Genomic DNA, 16,372 nt, shown 5'->3' with positions numbered 1-16,372 from the left:
CGCGATCGTTGTCGGGCGTCCGGGCGTCCGGGCGGCGGTCACTCTTGGTCCAGGCCGCTCAGGCTCGGGTAGGCAGTGCCCTCTGTCTCCGCCAGCCGCTTGGCCAGGCCCTTCGCGGCGTGCAGCAAGGCGGGCGCGAACTGGTCCAGATCCTCGCGCAGCGAGTAGCTGATGATGCCGATGGCGGCCTTGACGGTCCCGCCGACCAGGACTGGCGCGGCGATGGAGGTGGAGCCCAGGCGGTACTCCTGGTGGCTCTGGGCGTAACCCTGCTGCCTGATTTGCGCGAGCTGGCGGGTCAGCACCCGGCGGTCCGTGATGGTCTCCGGTGAGAACCGCTTCAGGGGCATGGCCAGGATCACCTCCGTGAAGGCCTCGGGCCTGAACGCCAGCAGCGCCTTGCCGATGCCGGTCGCGTGGAGGGGGATCCGGGCGCCGATGCGGCTCTCCACGGGGACGGACATCTCGGAGGTGAGCTTCTCGATGTAGATGGCGGCCGCGCCGTCGCAGACGGCGAGCTGCACGGTCTCCCGGCAGTCGTATTGGAGGTTGAGCAGGAAGGGCAGGGCCGTCTCGCGCAGCCGGCCGTGGATGGGCGTGAGCACGCCCATCTCCCACAGCCGTACGCCGAGCCCGTACCGGCCGGAGCTGTTTCGGTCGAGGAAGCCGCCGTCCTCCAACTCGCCGGCGAGCCGGTACACGGTGGCCACTGGCAGTCCCGAGCGCCGGGCGAGCTGGCTGAGCGTGAGCAGTGGATGCTCGACGTCGAACGCCGCCAGCACGGCGAGTGCCCTGGCGGTGACAGACTTCGGGGGGCTCTTGGACGGCTCACTGCTCATGGTCGACGGTGTTCTCCTCGCTGTCGTACGGTGGTGGGCTCGCGTGTCCCGGAGGATCGACAGGTCTGGCCAGAGCGGTGGCGAGGGCATGGGCCACGCTTTGGAGCTCGGATACCAGGCTCTTGACGGCGGCGGCCGGCAAGGGATCGGCCTTGGCCCCCGCCGCCCGGGTCGGCGGTTGACTGACGGAGAGCGCCATGGGCGGGCGGCCCTCGGCGTCGATGGCGACGGCGTATTCGGCCTGTCCATCGGAGCGGACAAACCGGACCCAGCCCTGTCGCCCGTAAGCGGCTATGCCCTCCTCCACCTGGTCGAACTGCACCCGGGTCAACGGCAGCGACTTCCTGGCCGCGGGTGCCATGCGGACCAGGAGGACCCGGCCGGCGGCCGAGTCGGCCAGGGGCAGGGCCAGCCCCGGCCCACCGCCGGAGGAGCTGGCGCCGTTGGCCAGGACCTCCTCCAGGCACAGCGCACTGTGGCTCTTGTAGGCGAAGACCCGCACCATCATGCCGGTCCTGGCCGCCAGCCGGACCAGCAGCGGACGGGTTCCCTTGCCGGTCACGTCATGGGTGGGGGCCAGGATGCCGAGCTCCCAGACCCTGGGGCCGATGCTGTACCGCCCCGCCGTGTCGCGCTCGACGACATCGATCACCTCAAGGTGGTTGAGCAGCCGGAAGGTGGTGGCCACCGGAAGACCGCTGCGGCGCGACAGCTGAGACAGCGTCAGGTACCGGTGGGCGACGTCGAAGGACATGAGGACGGCGAAGGCCCGGTGGATCACCGACTTGCCGGGGTTGCCGTTCTCTGCTGCTGCCATCGCTTCTCCTGGAGGGTCGTTCCTGTGGTGGCTGTGATGGCTTCGTGCGGTGGCTCCATGGTGGCTGTGTGCGGCGTCACGGCGACGCGGAATCCAGCTAACCAGCACTTCACTGAATGAAAAAGTCCGCCGGATGATCACTTTCCGAAGTGCAGGATCGATGGTTCGGGGTCAGTTGTTTTTTACTCAGTGGAAAGCTCGCTTGGAGATCTGGGCCACAGGCCCCATGGTGGCTCCTACGTGCAAGCCCCCGGTGGACGTGAAGGAGCAGCCAGTGACCACCGCAGACGGCGAGCGGAGCCAGACTCCTCCTTCCGCGCACCTCACTCCCGAGCGTGGCTTTCCGGACCCCTACGAGATCGCCACTCCGGAAGGGGCCGAGGGCTGGGAGGAGATGTACGCCTACCACAACCGGTTCCTGGACGCCCGGCGCGCGGAGGACTCCGCGAAGACCTGGTTCCGCAACTCGCTGCACTTCCCGGAGGTCTCCTACCCCTTCGACCAGCTGACCGTCGACGGCGCCTTCACCGGCACCGGCGTCACCAACACCCGCGTGTTCGTCCTGCCGCCGGCCAAGGGCCTGGACGTGAGGGTCGTCAACGGCTACACCTACATGTCCACCATCCCCAGCCCGGACGAGGAGGAGCAGGCCCGCCGGGCGGAGGAGTTCGCCAAGCGCGCCGGCTACTACTTTCGGAACTGGGACACCCTGTACGCGGAGTGGCAGGACCGCGTCACGGACGCCATCCGCACCGTCCACGACCTTGAGGTCCCCCCGCTGTCGGAGTTCGAGCCGATCGAGCGCGTGCTGGAGGAGCGTGGACCCAGCCAGGGCAACCAGCTGCTCGCCGCCTACCACCGGCTGCTTGAGTACGGTGACCGGATCTGGACCCTGCACTCGGAGTTCCTGAACTTGGGCTACGCCGCCTACCTGCAGTTCCTCACTCTGTGCAAGGAGCACTTCCCCGAGATCGACGACCAGACGATCTCCGGGATGGTCAGCGGCATCGACGTGCTGCTCTTTCGCCCCGACGACGAACTGCGCGCCCTGGCCCGCAGGGCCGAGGAGCTCGGCGTGGGAGACGTCGTCCGCGCCGCCACCACCGAGGAGGAGCTGATCACCGGCCTCGGCGGGACCGACGCCGGGCGCCAGTGGCTGGCCGCCTTGGAGGAGAGCAAGGACCCCTGGTTCCGCTTCTCCTACGGCTCGGGTATGTACCACTCGCACCGCAGCTGGATCGACGACTTGACCCTGCCCATCCAGGCCATCGGGGACTACATCGACCGCCTGCGCGAGGGCGACGACCTCGTCCGCCCGTTGGAGAGGCTCCAGGCGGAGCGCGACGCCTTGGTGGAGCAGTACCGCTCGCTACTGGACGAAGAGGACCTCCCCGGCTTCGACGAGGCGCTCGGCCTGGCACGGATGGTGTTCCCCTACGTGGAGAACCACAACTTCTACGTGGAGCACTGGTTCCTCACCAACTTCTGGAACAAGGCGCGCGAGTTCAGCGCACTGCTGCAGAAGTGGGGCTTCTGGGAGGACGTGGAGGATGTCTTCTTCCTGCGCCGCGCCGAGGTTGAGGAGGCGATCGTCGACCTGCAAATGGCCTGGGGCGCCGGGGGCGGCCCGCAGGGCGGCTACCACTGGCCGGAGGTCATCAGGCGGCGTAAGGAGATCTACGCCGCGCTGAGCGGCTGGAACCCACCGCCGGCCCTGGGACCGGTCCCCGAAGAGATCAGCGAGCCGCTGACCATCATGCTCTGGGGCATCACCCCGGAGACCGTGGAGCGCTGGCTGGCCGCCCAGGGCAACGGCGCGAACAGCAACACCCTCTCCGGCTTCGCTGGCTCCCCCGGCGTCGTCGAGGGCCGCGCCCGCCTCGTGCTGCGCCCGAGCGAGCTCGACGCCGTCCAGGACGGCGAGATCCTGGTGGCCCCGGTGACCAGCCCGAGCTGGACCCCGGTGTTCGGCCGGATCCGCGGAGCCGTGAGCGACATCGGCGGCATCATGTGCCACGCCGCGATCGTCTCGCGCGAGTACGAACTGCCCGCCGTCGTCGGTACCGGCTTCGGCACCTCGACCATCAAGACCGGCCAGCTGATCCGGGTCGACGGCAACACCGGCACCGTCACCATCCTGGACGAGGCCGCCGACGTCTCGTAACGCGCCCCCGCCGGACAGCCGCGACGGTCCGGCACCGCCGTTCGTCTCCGCGGCACCCACCCTGAACGGACAGCCCTGATCCGGCGGCGCGCACAGCTGACGGGGACCGACCAGCTGACCCAGCTGACCCAGCTGACAAGGACGAACACGTGGGAACCTACACGAGAAGATTTCACAAGCTCGGCTCGGCGGACCGGCCCCTGGTGGGCGGCAAGTGCGCCGGCCTCGGCGAGATGCTCCAGGCCGGCCTGCCCGTCCCGGACGGGTTCGCCATCACCGTCGACGCGTACGAGGACTTCCGGGACGCCTCGGACCTGCGCGAGGAGCTCAAGCGCCTGGTACGCGGCGCCGACCCGGCCAGCCCGCGGTCCCTCCACGCCGCCCATGAGCGGGCCACCGCGCTGATCCTGGGCCGCGAACTGCCGGCCGCCGTCGAGGAGGAGATCCGCGGGGCCTATCTGGAACTCGCCGGGGAGACCGCCCGGCGCCGCGGTGCGGACGACCTGGACCGCGGCCCGGTCGCCGTCCGCTCCTCCTCCGTCGACGAGGACGGCGACGCCGCCAGCTTCGCCGGTCAGCAGGAGACCTACCTGTGGGTGGTGGGCGCGGACGCCGTGCTCGCCAAGGTGCGCGAGTGCTGGGCGAGCCTGTACTCGCCCCAGGCGATCGCCTACCGCTCCGGCATGTCGGACACGGACGCCACCGAGGCATCGAAGATCTCGGTCGCGGTGCAGCTGATGGCCGCCGCGGACGTCGCCGGGGTCACCTTCACGGTCAGCCCCCGCACCGGCGACCGCTCGGTCATCGCCGTCAACGCCAGCTGGGGGCTCGGCCAGGCCGTGGTCTCGGGCGAGGTGACCCCCGACGAGTACTGGTTGACCAAGGCCGGCCCCTCCGTCACCAGCCGCCGGATCGCCTCCAAGCAGCACGAGTACGTGCCCGCTCCGGACGGCACCGGCGTGATCCGGCGCGACGTGGAGAAGTCCCGCCGTGACGTCTCCTGCCTGAGCGAGAGCGAGCTGATGCAGCTGGCGGAGATCGCGCTGCGCGTGGAGAGGCACTACGGCTGCCCGCAGGACATCGAGTGGGCGCTTGAGCGGGACGCCGACGGCACTCCCCGGGTCATGCTGCTGCAGTCCCGGCCGGAGACGAACTGGCGGAAGCGCAAGCAGGAGAAGAGCAGGAACACCACCAAGGCCACGACCAACCTGCTCGGCTTCGTCGCTGCCGCGGCCAAGGGAGAAACCCGATGAGCACCGAGACCACCCCGAGCTGGCAGGACATCCTGGACCTCGTGGCGCAGCTGGACGAGGGCTCCTACGAGTCCGCCGTCGTCGAGTTCGGCGACGTCCGGGTGCGGATGTCCCGTTCGGCCGAGCTCCCGCCGGTCCAGCAGCCGGCCCCGCCGGCCCCGCCTGCCCAGCCGGTCCAGGCCGCCGCTCCGGCCCCGCCGGTCGCCGCCCCGGTGGCACAGCCCGCCGCCCCGGCACCGGAGCCCGCGGCCGCACCGGCCCCCGCTGTCCCGGCCGTGGAGGGCACGACCATCCCCGCCCCCATGATCGGCGTCTTCTACCGCTCGCCCTCTCCCGGCGCACCGCCCTTCGTGGCGCCGGGCGCCGCCGTCGAGCCGGACACCACCATCGGCATCATCGAGGTGATGAAGCTGATGAACCCGGTCACCGCCGGGGTGGCCGGCACGCTCACCGACTTCCTGGTCAAGGACGGCGAGCAGGTCGAGTTCGGCCAGCCCCTCGCCGTCGTCGCCGAGGCGGGCACGTCATGAGCGACGCCACCACCCGCCCGGCTCCCGGGACCCGCGAGAAGCCCGTGGTACTCGTCGCCAACCGCGGGGAGATCGCAGTGCGGATCATCGCCGCCGCCCGGCGTATCGGGGCCGGCCCGGTCCTGGCCGCCAGCGCGGCCGACACCGACTCCCGGGCGGCACGGCTGGCCGATGGCGTCATCGTTATCGGCCCGCCGCAGGCTGGCCGGTCCTACCTGCGGCCGGAGTACATCGCCCAGGCCGCCGTGCATGCGGGCGCCGACGTCGTCCACCCCGGGTACGGCTTCCTGAGTGAACAGCCCGAACTAGCCGAACTGCTCGCCGCCGAGAACATCGCGTTCGCCGGTCCGCGGCCGGAGACGCTCCGCGCGGTCGGGGACAAGAGCAGCGCGCGGAAGGCGGCCGTGGCGGCCGGTGTCCCGGTGGCCCCCGCCGTCGAGGTCGACGACGTGCACGCCGTGGTCCCGCTCGCCGAGTCCCTCGGCTATCCGCTGCTGATCAAGGCCGTCCACGGCGGCGGCGGCCGCGGCATCCGCCTGGTGACCGACGCCGAGGAGCTCGCCCGGCTGGCCCCGCAGGCAGCAGCCGAGGCCCAGGCGGCCTTCGGCAACGGCGCGCTGTACCTGGAGCGCTTCTACCCGGCGGCCCGCCACGTGGAGGTGCAGGTCTTCGGCGACGGCAAGGGCGGCGCGCAGATCTTCGGGGACCGGGACTGCTCGGTGCAGCGCCGACACCAGAAGCTCATCGAGGAATGCCCCGCACCGGGAATCTCCGAAGCCCGGCGCGCCGTGCTGCACGACTCCTCCCGAGCATTGGTACGGGCCCTGCGCTACCGCGGCGCCGGAACCGTCGAGTTCCTGGTGGACACCGAGTCCGAGGACGTGGTCTTCCTGGAGATGAACGCCCGCATCCAGGTGGAGCACCCCGTGACCGAGGAGGCCTACGGAATCGACCTGGTGGCGGCCCAGCTGCGCCTGGCTCTGGGGCGGGACCCGCAGCTGCCCGACGTCCCGCCGGTCCCTCCGGCCACCGCGATCGAACTGCGGATCAACGCGGAGGACCCGGACGACGACTTCCGGCCCGACCCCGGAGTCGTCGACCGCGTGCGGTGGCCCACCGGGCCGGGGATCCGCGTGGACACCCACATCGAGGACGGCTACCCCTTCCCGCCCTTCTACGACAGCCTGATGGCCAAGGTGATCGTCCGCGCTCACAGCCGCCCCGCCGCGGTGGCGGCGGTGCGCTCCGCCGCGCATTCCGTCGAACTCGACGGCGTCAGGACCACATTGCCACTCCACCAGTTCGTCCTCTCCCACCCCGACTTCATCCACGGCGGAGTGAGCACCTCGTGGTTCGGCCCGGTCTGGGAACAGCGGCAGAACCGGCGAAAGGAGGCCGTCCGATGACCACGCTCGCGACCGAGCCGGCCGCGGCGGGGGTCCGCACCGAGTCCGACGGGCAGCAGAAGACGATCCGCCTGGTGGACACCAGCCTGCGGGACGGCAACCAGAGCCTGTGGGGCGCCACCGGGCTGACCACCGGCATGGTCGAGGCCGTGGGACCGCTGCTGGACCGGGTGGGCTACGAGGCGATCGACTTCACCAGCTCGACCGGCCTCGCCATGGGCGTGAAGTGGCACCGGGAGAACCCGTGGGAGCGCATCTCCCGGATGCGCGCCGTCATGCCCGCCACCCCGCTGTCTGCCATCACCACGGGCATGCGCTTCATGTCCTGGGAGAAGGCTTCGGAGACCGTGATGCGGATGGCGCTGCGACTGATGGCCGGGCACGGGCTGCGCCGGCTGCAGATCGCCGAGCCGATGAACGACGTCGACTCCCTGCTCCGGGTGGCCCAGTGGGCCAAGGAGGAGGGGTTCGAGCAGGTAGTGGCGGCGGTGACATTCACCGAGAGCCCCGTCCACACCGACGAGAGCTACAGCCGCAACATCCGGGCATACCACGCCAGCCCGTACGTGGACTCCCTCTACGTCAAGGACCCCGGCGGGCTGCTCACCGTGGAGCGCACCCGCCAGCTGATCCCCGGTATCCGCCAGGCCGCCGGCGCCAAGCCCCTGGAGCTGCACAGCCACTGCACCACCGGCGCCGCCTCGCACCTGTACCTGGTGGCCGCCGAGCTGGGCGTGGACGTGCTGCACACCGGGCTCGGTCCGCTCTCCAACGGCACCGCCCAGCCCAGCCTGGAGAACCTGCTGGGCAACCTCGACGCCCTCGGCATCGCGGTGCAGGCGGATCGCGAGGCGGCCGCCGCGGCCGCGGAGATCCTCCACACCATCGCCGACTCCCAGGGCCTGCCGGCCGGTGCGCCCACCGAGTACGACCTGAGCTTCCACGTGCACCAGGTTCCCGGCGGGATGATCTCCACCCTCAAGCGCCAGCTCGGCGAGCTGCGCATGCTGGACAAGCTGCCCGCCGTCATCGAGGAGGTCGGACGTGTCCGCGCGGAGCTCGGATACCCGATCATGGTCACGCCCTTCAGCCAGTTTGTGGGCAGCCAGGCGCTGATGAACGTGCTGGCGGCCGGGTCCGGCCAGGAACGCTACAGCCGCATCCCCGACGAGGTGGTGCGCTTCGTCCTCGGGCACTTCGGCACTCCCCAGGGGGAGATCGCGCCGGAGGTCCTGGAGAAGGTGGCCACGCTCTCCCGGGCCCGTGAGCTCGCCGTGACCCCAGCCGAGAAGTCCCTGGCCGAGCTGCACGAGGAATACGCGCGCCGGTTCGCCCGCGAGCTGCCCGAGGAGGAGCTGCTGCTGCGCCTGGTGCTCCCGCAGGACCAGGCGGACACCATGCTCGCCGCCGGGCCCGCCCCGCGCTGGTCCCCGGCCGACGCCGGCTGCGGCACTGCCCCGGTGACCGGCGTCCTCGACTTCATCCGCGCCGTCCACCGGCTGCCCAGGTGGAAGTACCTCTCCGTTACCCGCGGCGCGGAGCGGGTAGAGCTGCGCCGCACCGAGACCGGAGACGCCCGGTGAGCGCGGTGGGCACGGCGCACCGGGAGCAGCGACGAAGGGAGCTCGCCAGGCTTGCCGAGGTCCGCGGCGTGATGTTCGACATTGACGGCTGCCTGGTGCTCTCCGACGGCCCCAGCGGCCACGGCGGTAGAGCCCTCCCCGGCGCCCGGGAGGTCATCGACCTGGTGCGTGCCACCGGGCGGAGCATGGCGGTGTTCACCAACGGCACCATGCAGACCCCCAGCCGGATCGCCGAGACCCTGCGCTCCCTCGGTCTGGACGTGCGGGACGAGGAGGTGCTCACCCCAGCCGTGGTGGCTGCGGAGACGATGCGGACCCTGTATCCGGGGCGGCCTGTCCTGATCTTCGGCGGCCCCGGCGTCCAGGAGGAGTTCTTGCGGCACGGGCTCCCCCTGGTGGATCTGGACCGGGCCCTGGCCGGGGAACCGACGGACGCCGCCGCCGTGGTCATCGGCTGGGACACACAGTTCGGCCGGGAGAAGCTCCAGGTGGCCGCCGAGGCCGTCCTGGCCGGCGCACCGATCTACTGCACCTCCGACGCCCCGTCCTTCGCCTCCGAACGCCGCTTCAACGTGGGGGTGTCCGGCTTCATCGCCAGCGGGCTCAGCCATGTCACCGGCCGCCCCTACCACGTGCTCGGGAAGCCGTCGCGGGAGGCCCTGGAGCTGCTGACCCGGCGGCTGCGGGTCAGGCCGGAGCAGATGCTCATCGTCGGCGACGACCTCGACCTCGAGTGCGCGATGGCACGGACGGCCGGTGCCCTGGGATGTCTGGTCACCACCGGTACGAGCTCCGCCGCCGACGCCGAGGCGGCACCAGCCGACCGGCGCCCGGACCTCGTGGCGGACGGCCTGCCCGAGGTGCTGGAGTTGCTCTCGCTCGCGTCGCAGGACGCGGCGCCGCCGTCGGCGCAGGCGCAGTAGGTGCAGAGGACGAGCTGGGACAGCGGACAGGCAGGGGACAGGGGAGGAGATGGCGACGATGTCGACCCGCGACAGCGCGGTTCATGACAGCGCGGTGCCCGACAGTATGGCGGACGGCCGGCAGGTGACGTGGCTGCCCACCGAGGAACAGCGGAGGGCGTCCCGTCTGTGGGACTTCATGTCCTGGGTGGCCGGGCACCGGAACGTTCGGGTGGCGGACTACCGCGAGGTCTGGCGGTGGTCGGTGCGCGAACCGGCGGAATTCTGGGACGCGGTGCGGCAGTACTTCGGCGTGGTGGGCGAGGGCTTCCAGGGGCCCGCACTGGCCGAGGAGCGCATGCCCGGAGCGGTCTGGTACCCGAACGCCAGGCTGAATTTCGCCGAGAACGTTCTGCGCCATGCGCGGGATCCGCGGCTCGCGGAGACCACCGCGGTGCTGACCATCGACGAGGACAACGCCGCCTTGGAGCTCACGTGGCGGCAGCTCGCGACCCAGGTGGCGTCGCTCGCGGCGCACCTGAAGCGTCTGGGCGTCGAACCGGGGGACCGGGTGGCGGCCGTGCTGCCGAATCTGCCCGAGGCCGTCATCGGGCTGCTGGCCGCCGCGAGCATCGGTGCGGTCTGGACGATCAACTCGCCTGATCTGTCCGCCCCGTCCACCCTGGACCGTTTGCTCCAGCTCGAACCGAAGATCCTGATCGGTGTGGACGGCTACCGGTTCAACGGCAAGGACGTCCACCGGCTGGACCATCTGGCCGAGGTGGAAGCCGGCCTGCCGGGCCTACGGCACACCATCCTCGTCCGTCACCTGAACCCGGCCTCGGAGCCGGGAGCCGGGCCGGCGGCCACCGGCCGACTGGACTTCGCCGCGCTGGTGGCGGACGACGTCGAGCCCGCCTGTCTGAGGGTGCCCTTCGACCACCCGCTCTGGATCCTGTTCTCTTCCGGTACCACCGGCTCGCCCAAGGGGATCGTCCACGGACACGGCGGCATGACCCTGGAGGCCCTCAAGGGGACCGGTCTGAACCAGGACATGGGCCCGGGCGACCGCTACTACGTCGCCGCGAACACCTCGTGGATGGTCTGGAACACCCTGGTCAACAACCTCATGTCCGGCGCCTCCGTGGTCACCTACGCCGGGTCGCCCACCCACCGGCGCAAGGACCGGCAGTTCGAGGTCATCGCGCTGACCGGCGCCACCATGTTCGCCACTGGCGCCGCCTACCTGTCGCTGGTGGAGAAGTCCGGCCTGGACCCCGGCAAGGAGTGGGACCTGTCCCTGCTCCGCTCCATCCTCTCCACCGGATCCCCGCTACCGGACTCGACCTGGCGCTGGGTGCACGAACACGTCAAGCGAGACATCCACCTCGGCTCCGACACGGGCGGTACCGACATCTGCAGCGGATTCATCGGCTCGAACCCGCTGGAGCCGGTGCACCTGGGCCGGCTCCAGGGGCCACTGCTCGGCGTGGCGGTCGAGGCCTGGTCTGAGGCCGGGGAGCGGGTCGTCGGCGAGGTCGGGGAGATGGTCATCACCCGTCCCATGCCGTCGATGCCGGTGTCCTTCTGGGGGGACGAGGACGGCACCAAGTACCGCGGCTCGTACTTCGAGAAGTTCCCGGGCGCCTGGACACAGGGCGACTGGATCACCGAGACCCCCGAGGGCGAGTTCATCGTGCACGGGCGGTCGGACGCCACCCTCAACCGGCTCGGGGTCCGCCTCGGCAGCGGTGACATCTACGCCGCGCTACAGCACGTGCCCGAGGTTCGCGACGCCCTGGTCCTCGGGCTGGAACAACCGGACGGCGGCTACTGGATGCCGCTCTTCGTGGTCCTCGACGACGAGCTCACCGACGAGCTCAGGACCAGGATCAACACCACGATCCGGGAGCACACTTCACACCGGCACGTCCCGGACGACATCATCGCCGCGCCCGGCGTACCGGTCACCCACGCGTTGAAGAAGATCGAGGTCCCGATCAAAAAGCTCTTCACCGGACACGACCCGGGCACCGCCGTCAACCGCGGCTCCCTGGCCAACCCCGAAGTGGTCGACTGGTACGTGGACCAGGCACAGCGGTTCCGTACCGAGGGCCGCCCCAGAACCCGCATGCGCTGACCTGGCGGTAACGGAGGCCCCGGCCCCGCGCGACGCCACTCATCCACGGAAGGCAAGACAACGATGCCATCACTGAACCCGGACGAGCTCGTCGCGATCGACGTGCACACGCACGCGGAGATCTCCAAGGACGGTCACGGGGCGTTGAGCCCCGAGCTGTTCGGTGCCTCCGAGGAGTACTTCAAAGCCCACGGGCACCGCCAGCCCACCATCGAGGAGATGGCCGCCTACTACCGCGAGCGCCGGATGGCCGCGGTGGTGTTCACCGTCGACGCCGAGCACGCCACCGGGCACCCGCGGATCGCCAACGAAGAGGTCGCCGAAGGCTGCGCTGCCCACCCCGACGTACTCATCCCCTTCGCCAGCATCGACCCCCACAAGGGCCGCGCCGGGGTGCGCGAAGCCCGCCGCCTGGTGGAGGAGTACGGGGTGCGCGGCTTCAAGTTCCACCCCAGCATCCAGGCATTCGCCCCCAACGACCGCCTCGCCTACCCGCTGTACGAGGCGATCGAGGAGCTCGGCGTGCCCGCGCTGTTCCACACCGGCCAGACCGGCATCGGCGCCGGCGTGCCCGGCGGCGGCGGGATCCGGCTGAAGTACTCCAACCCCATGCTGGTCGACGACGTCGCCGTCGACTTCCCGCAGCTGCGGATCATCCTGGCTCACCCCTCCTTTCCGTGGCAGGACGAGGCGCTGGCGGTGGCCACCCACAAGCCGTATGTCTATATCGACCTTTCGGGCTGGTCGCCGAAGTACTTCCCGCCGCAGCTGGTGCGGTACGCGAACACCCTGCTCAAGGACAAGGTGCTCTTCGGCTCGGACTACCCGGTCATCACCCCCGACCGCTGGCTGGCCGACTTCGACAGGCTCGAAATCAAGCCCGAGGTGCGGCCCAAGATCCTCAAGGACAACGCCGCCCTCCTGCTCGGCTTGGTCAAGGACTGAGCGGCGGCAGACCAAGATCACCGCGCCGACGCAGCCGCCCACCTCCGACACCACCAGGGCCCGCGCGAAGGTCGCGGCCTGCGACGCCAGGCTCGCCCGCCACCGGGCCGCGCTGGAAGCCGGTGCCGATCCGGCCACCATCACCACATGGATCGCCGAGACCAACGCCGAACGGGCCGCTGCGCAAGCGCAGATGGACGCGGCCGGATGCGAGCGGCCGCAGCTCATGACGCCCGGGGAGATCGAGGGGCGCATCTCGGCTCTCGGTGGCCTGGTGAAAATCCTGGCCGATGCCAAACCCAAGGACCGACAGAACGTCTACCGACAGCCCGGCCTGCGGCTCGCCTACCATCTGACACCGATCTCGAACTTTTCCGCGGGGGAGGCGTCCGTGGACGGTGAGTAGATGTGGACGCCGTCGTGCACGGTCGACGCTTGCACCCCGACATAGGCGAAGTCACCGGCGTGGTTCGTGGGGGTAGCGGTAGATTCGGTCACGACAAGCCTTGGACCAGGGCGATGAAATGCCCGGCCACCCGCCCCGGGCGGCCGGCCATTCTGCCGCTCACCTACACCCCGGCCTTTCCGTCGCCCTTCCATCAGGGTCAATGCCGTTATCGCGGGCGAACCGCCGGATGTAGGCGTCCGTGAACGGCGACTGGGGCCATAGGAGACCCTGCTCGGTCGGCCACAGGCGGGTTCTCGCTGTCTGGTGTTCGGTAGTTGGGACCGCATGACGCCGATGGGATCTGCCTCGTAGCCTGAAGCGCGACCAGTCAGGAGAGGCGGGGCCTATGTCGGGCGGTGCTACCCCCGATGGCATCGGTGTCCGGGTGGCGCGCGTTCGCAAGCGGCGTGGACTGACGCAACACGGCCTCGCCCAGCGTTCGCGGTACTCCCGATCCCACATCGCGCAGGTAGAGGCAGGGCACAAGGTCGCGACTCCCGGGTTCGTCGCCTCCGTTGCCGCGGCCCTGGCTGTGGATTCCGCCGAGATCTACGGGCAGCCCTACCGCAGCCACACCCGTGACCACGACCAGGTGCACGGCTCGATATCGGACCTGCGCCGAGCGATGGCCTATGTGGACGTAGGGCCAGAACTCGACACCCCGCCGCGCGCCCTCAACCAGATCTCGGCCGCCGTCGCGAACGCCCTCGCCCTACGCCGCCAGGCACGTCACCTTCAGCTTGCCGCCCGGTTGCCGGGCATCGTCGAAGAACTCACCTGGCACGTCTACGAGGTAGGCAGCCCGCGCGCCTGGACGATGCTCAACCAGGCACACAACCTCGCCGCCTCCCTCACCCGCAGGCTGGGATACAACGATCTGTCAGGGCAGATCATGGAGCGTGCGACCGTCTCAGCTGCACACTCAGAAGACCCTCATCTGCCACTGATGATCGCACATCGGCGCTCCCTGCTGATGATGGGTGTCGCCGCCTACGGGCCCGCTGTGCGCCTGCTCGACAAGTCGATCCGTAAGGTCGATCGGTCGCGCCCGGACGCCATCGAGGTACTCGGCGCCCTGAACCTGCGCGCGGCCGTCGTGTCGGCCCGCGGTGGAAAGAGCGCCGACGCATGGGACTACTACGGGCAGGCCACGGAGGTCAGCCGCGCGGCCGGTGGCCCCACCCTGGACGAGCACGGTACCGACTACAACCCCGGTAACCTCGCGATCCACGGTGCGGCGATAGCGCTGGAGTTGGGTGATCTGGACGAGGCCGCACGACGGGACGAAGAGATCTCCGAAGCGGCGCTTCTTGGCCTCGCAGCCGAGCGTCGCGCGCATCATCAGATCGACATGGCGCGCGTGAGAGTAGAGCTCGGCGATTACAACCGAGCGCTCTCGCGGCTGCTGACGGCCGAGCAAACCGCGCCCCAGATGACCCGTTACCACCCCTCAGCGCGCACCATCGTGGACCACCTGATGGACGTTCGGCGCACGGTGCCCGAGTCGCTGCGGCAGCTTCACAACCGCATGAGCGCGTAGCGAGGCGCGGACGAGTCGACAAGTACGCCAGTGTTCCAATCTGGGACAACGCCCGATCCTGGTCACCGCGAGTGTGTCTGACGACACACAGGCGGCCCCGGACGCGGTGAATCGACCACCGGCCGGGACCTGACCGGAACGGAGGCCCGGCTATGGGGCAGGGTAACGAACTACGCGGAGCGGCCACCGGTGACCGGTTCGATGGCACCGAACATCGGCACGCGTACCCGAAGCTCTACGACCTGATGACCACCTTGCAGGGGCGCGGCTTCGCCGTGGAATTGCGGGCAAGCCCGCTCGCCATCATCGTGACTCGTCCGGACGATCCCACCGGAGCGGTTCAGAGGATCACGTGCAAGCCGCGCGTCATCGAGCAGGAGCGGATGTGGTTCCTCGATGAGGCCAACGGGGAGCCGATCGCAGAGGCAGAGGACATCATCGGCGCCGCCGTCATCGTCAGCGGTAACCTGTCCCCGGCGCCGTGAGCGCGGGAGATGCCGTGTTCTATCTCGGCTTGCTCGCACGGGCCCTGATCAGCGAGGGATGGACGGTGCATCCTCGCTACGACCGGGATCCGGCACTGTTGCATGTGCGGTGTCCCAGCCTTCCCGTGGTCGGGGAGAGCGTCGGCGTCGAGGCGGGCGAGGGTGGGGTGCCCTGGTTCGTCGGCTCGGCCGGTGACGCGCTCACCCCCTGCCATGACCTGCCCGGCGCGGTCGCGAAGATCGGCGCGCGGCTGACACCGGACGCCATGGCGGAGGCCGTCCGGCGGCTGGCCTGCCCCGGACGGCGGGACGCACCCCCGCGCTTTCCCGTCCGGTGTCTCCAGACCCGGCAGACCCGGCAGACCCGGCTCAGGCGGCATGATGGCTGAACTCGACGTTCTCAAGGTCGAGCCGTTCGGGCCGTTGGACGCGCTGTATGCCGCCGTCCGGCGATGCGCTCCGCAGGTGGCGGTGACGCGTGCACGCGTCCCGGAGCAGTACAGCATCCCCAAGCTGGGGACGGTCGGAGCGCTGGGGATGCGGTTGCACGTCTCGTACCGGGACCGTCCGGCGCGGCGGATCCGCTGGGACGAAGGCGCCGAAACCTACGTGTGGGCATCCGGCCCGGACTACCAGGTGCAGTTGCCAGCCGATCCGGAGCAGGCCGCGCTGCGGGTGGGCAGGGCACTCGGCGCACCGGTGTCCCCAGCCCCTTCCAGGGGTAGAGCCGGGGCGGCGCCGCTCCCACCATCACGTGCCAGCCGTGTGTGGGCTTGTCCCTAGTGGCCATGATGCGGCCGACACTCGGCGCGCAGGCTCGCCGGCCGGGCGCGCTCGCCCTCCGCATCGCCTATATCCCGTACCCCGCTCGGATGCGGTGGCGGCCGATGTTGACGACGCTCGGGCCGCCCGCCTGTCGGTGCAACGTTCGGGACTCGTCCATGAGGCGGATCATCTCCTCCAGCGCATCGGCATCGGCGGCCGACTCGTTCGCCGCGCTCGTCGCCGAGGCGTAGAACCATGATCCACAGGCCGGAAGTATCAGCAGGGTATCAACGGGCCTCTGCGTGCCCAGGTACGACAACGCCCCGGACCTGTGACCTGCACATCTCCGGGGCTGATCTTGTGTCCGAGGGGTGACACGCCCCGACAGCACATGGCCCCGCTGGTGTCCCATCGGGGAAACTTTCCTAATCGCGGTCGACGAATGATCTACCGTACGTATGATTGTACCTCGGTAAACGTGCTCCGGCCCGGCATCTGGGTGTCTGGCCTCTGAAATCCGAGTGCCTTTATCGTGGCTGCGTGACGTGAAGACAG

16 protein-coding genes are annotated in these 16,372 nt (G+C 70.0%); 14 read left to right on the top strand and 2 right to left on the bottom strand.

Annotation, left to right across the window (positions count from 1 at the left end; translation table 11 throughout):
* Positions 1-38: 38 nt before the first annotated feature.
* Positions 39-839: an IclR family transcriptional regulator gene (locus AMA02S_RS00075; RefSeq protein WP_067449677.1), complete on the bottom strand. Its 801-nt coding sequence runs from the start codon at positions 837-839 to the stop codon at positions 39-41.
* On the bottom strand, positions 829-1,656 hold the full coding sequence (locus AMA02S_RS00070) for an IclR family transcriptional regulator (protein WP_067449676.1): 828 nt from the start codon (positions 1,654-1,656) through the stop codon (positions 829-831). Before AMA02S_RS00070 ends, AMA02S_RS00075 begins: the two co-directional genes overlap by 11 nt.
* A gap of 274 nt (positions 1,657-1,930) precedes the next feature.
* Here AMA02S_RS00070 and AMA02S_RS00065 point away from each other — a divergent pair, with 274 nt between their 5' ends.
* The 14 genes from AMA02S_RS00065 (at position 1,931) to AMA02S_RS41150 (ending at position 16,068) form a co-directional block, all read left to right on the top strand.
* Entirely contained in the window at positions 1,931-3,820 is a 1,890-nt protein-coding gene (locus AMA02S_RS00065) for a PEP-utilizing enzyme (protein WP_067449674.1), read from the top strand.
* A 149-nt stretch (positions 3,821-3,969) separates the two neighbouring features.
* Complete coding sequence (locus AMA02S_RS00060) at positions 3,970-5,073, top strand: PEP/pyruvate-binding domain-containing protein (RefSeq protein WP_067449672.1); 1,104 nt, start codon at positions 3,970-3,972, stop codon at positions 5,071-5,073.
* The gene (locus tag AMA02S_RS00055) at positions 5,070-5,603 is read left to right on the top strand and encodes an acetyl-CoA carboxylase (protein ID WP_067449670.1); all 534 of its coding nucleotides are present in this window, start codon (positions 5,070-5,072) and stop codon (positions 5,601-5,603) included. Before AMA02S_RS00060 ends, AMA02S_RS00055 begins: the two co-directional genes overlap by 4 nt.
* Positions 5,600-7,009, top strand: a complete 1,410-nt coding sequence (locus AMA02S_RS00050; RefSeq protein ID WP_067449668.1) for an ATP-binding protein — start codon at positions 5,600-5,602, stop codon at positions 7,007-7,009. The genes AMA02S_RS00055 and AMA02S_RS00050 overlap by 4 nt, the downstream gene beginning before the upstream one ends.
* Positions 7,006-8,592 carry a hypothetical protein gene (locus AMA02S_RS00045; protein WP_067449666.1) on the top strand — a complete coding sequence of 529 codons (1,587 nt, stop codon included), beginning with the start codon at positions 7,006-7,008 and terminating at the stop codon, positions 8,590-8,592. The genes AMA02S_RS00050 and AMA02S_RS00045 overlap by 4 nt, the downstream gene beginning before the upstream one ends.
* Complete coding sequence (locus tag AMA02S_RS00040) at positions 8,589-9,515, top strand: HAD-IIA family hydrolase (RefSeq protein WP_084264354.1); 927 nt, start codon at positions 8,589-8,591, stop codon at positions 9,513-9,515. The genes AMA02S_RS00045 and AMA02S_RS00040 overlap by 4 nt, the downstream gene beginning before the upstream one ends.
* 58 nt (positions 9,516-9,573) lie before the next feature.
* Entirely contained in the window at positions 9,574-11,634 is a 2,061-nt protein-coding gene (locus AMA02S_RS00035) for an acetoacetate--CoA ligase (RefSeq protein WP_157430275.1), read from the top strand.
* 72 nt (positions 11,635-11,706) lie between these two features.
* Positions 11,707-12,579 (top strand): amidohydrolase family protein, encoded by an 873-nt coding sequence (locus AMA02S_RS00030; protein ID WP_281181829.1) that lies wholly within the window; start codon positions 11,707-11,709, stop codon positions 12,577-12,579.
* A gap of 193 nt (positions 12,580-12,772) precedes the next feature.
* The gene (locus AMA02S_RS00025; protein ID WP_067449658.1) at positions 12,773-12,985 is read left to right on the top strand and encodes a hypothetical protein; all 213 of its coding nucleotides are present in this window, start codon (positions 12,773-12,775) and stop codon (positions 12,983-12,985) included.
* A gap of 388 nt (positions 12,986-13,373) precedes the next feature.
* Positions 13,374-14,567, top strand: a complete 1,194-nt coding sequence (locus tag AMA02S_RS00020; RefSeq protein WP_067449656.1) for a helix-turn-helix domain-containing protein — start codon at positions 13,374-13,376, stop codon at positions 14,565-14,567.
* 152 nt (positions 14,568-14,719) lie between these two features.
* The gene (locus tag AMA02S_RS00015) at positions 14,720-15,052 is read left to right on the top strand and encodes a hypothetical protein (protein WP_067449654.1); all 333 of its coding nucleotides are present in this window, start codon (positions 14,720-14,722) and stop codon (positions 15,050-15,052) included.
* Positions 15,049-15,441: a hypothetical protein gene (locus AMA02S_RS00010; RefSeq protein ID WP_157430274.1), complete on the top strand. Its 393-nt coding sequence runs from the start codon at positions 15,049-15,051 to the stop codon at positions 15,439-15,441. The genes AMA02S_RS00015 and AMA02S_RS00010 overlap by 4 nt, the downstream gene beginning before the upstream one ends.
* A complete protein-coding gene (locus AMA02S_RS41155; protein ID WP_157430273.1) occupies positions 15,431-15,835 on the top strand; it encodes a hypothetical protein in 405 nt (134 codons plus the stop codon). Before AMA02S_RS00010 ends, AMA02S_RS41155 begins: the two co-directional genes overlap by 11 nt.
* Before the next feature lie 5 nt (positions 15,836-15,840).
* Positions 15,841-16,068, top strand: coding sequence for a hypothetical protein (locus AMA02S_RS41150; RefSeq protein ID WP_157430272.1), 228 nt, complete (start codon positions 15,841-15,843; stop codon positions 16,066-16,068).
* Positions 16,069-16,372 lie beyond the last annotated feature (304 nt).

The sequence above is a fragment of the Actinomadura macra NBRC 14102 genome (assembly GCF_001552215.1).
Classification (GTDB): Bacteria; Actinomycetota; Actinomycetes; order Streptosporangiales; family Streptosporangiaceae; genus Spirillospora; species Spirillospora macra.
This window is presented reverse-complemented; position numbering and strand designations above follow the sequence as displayed.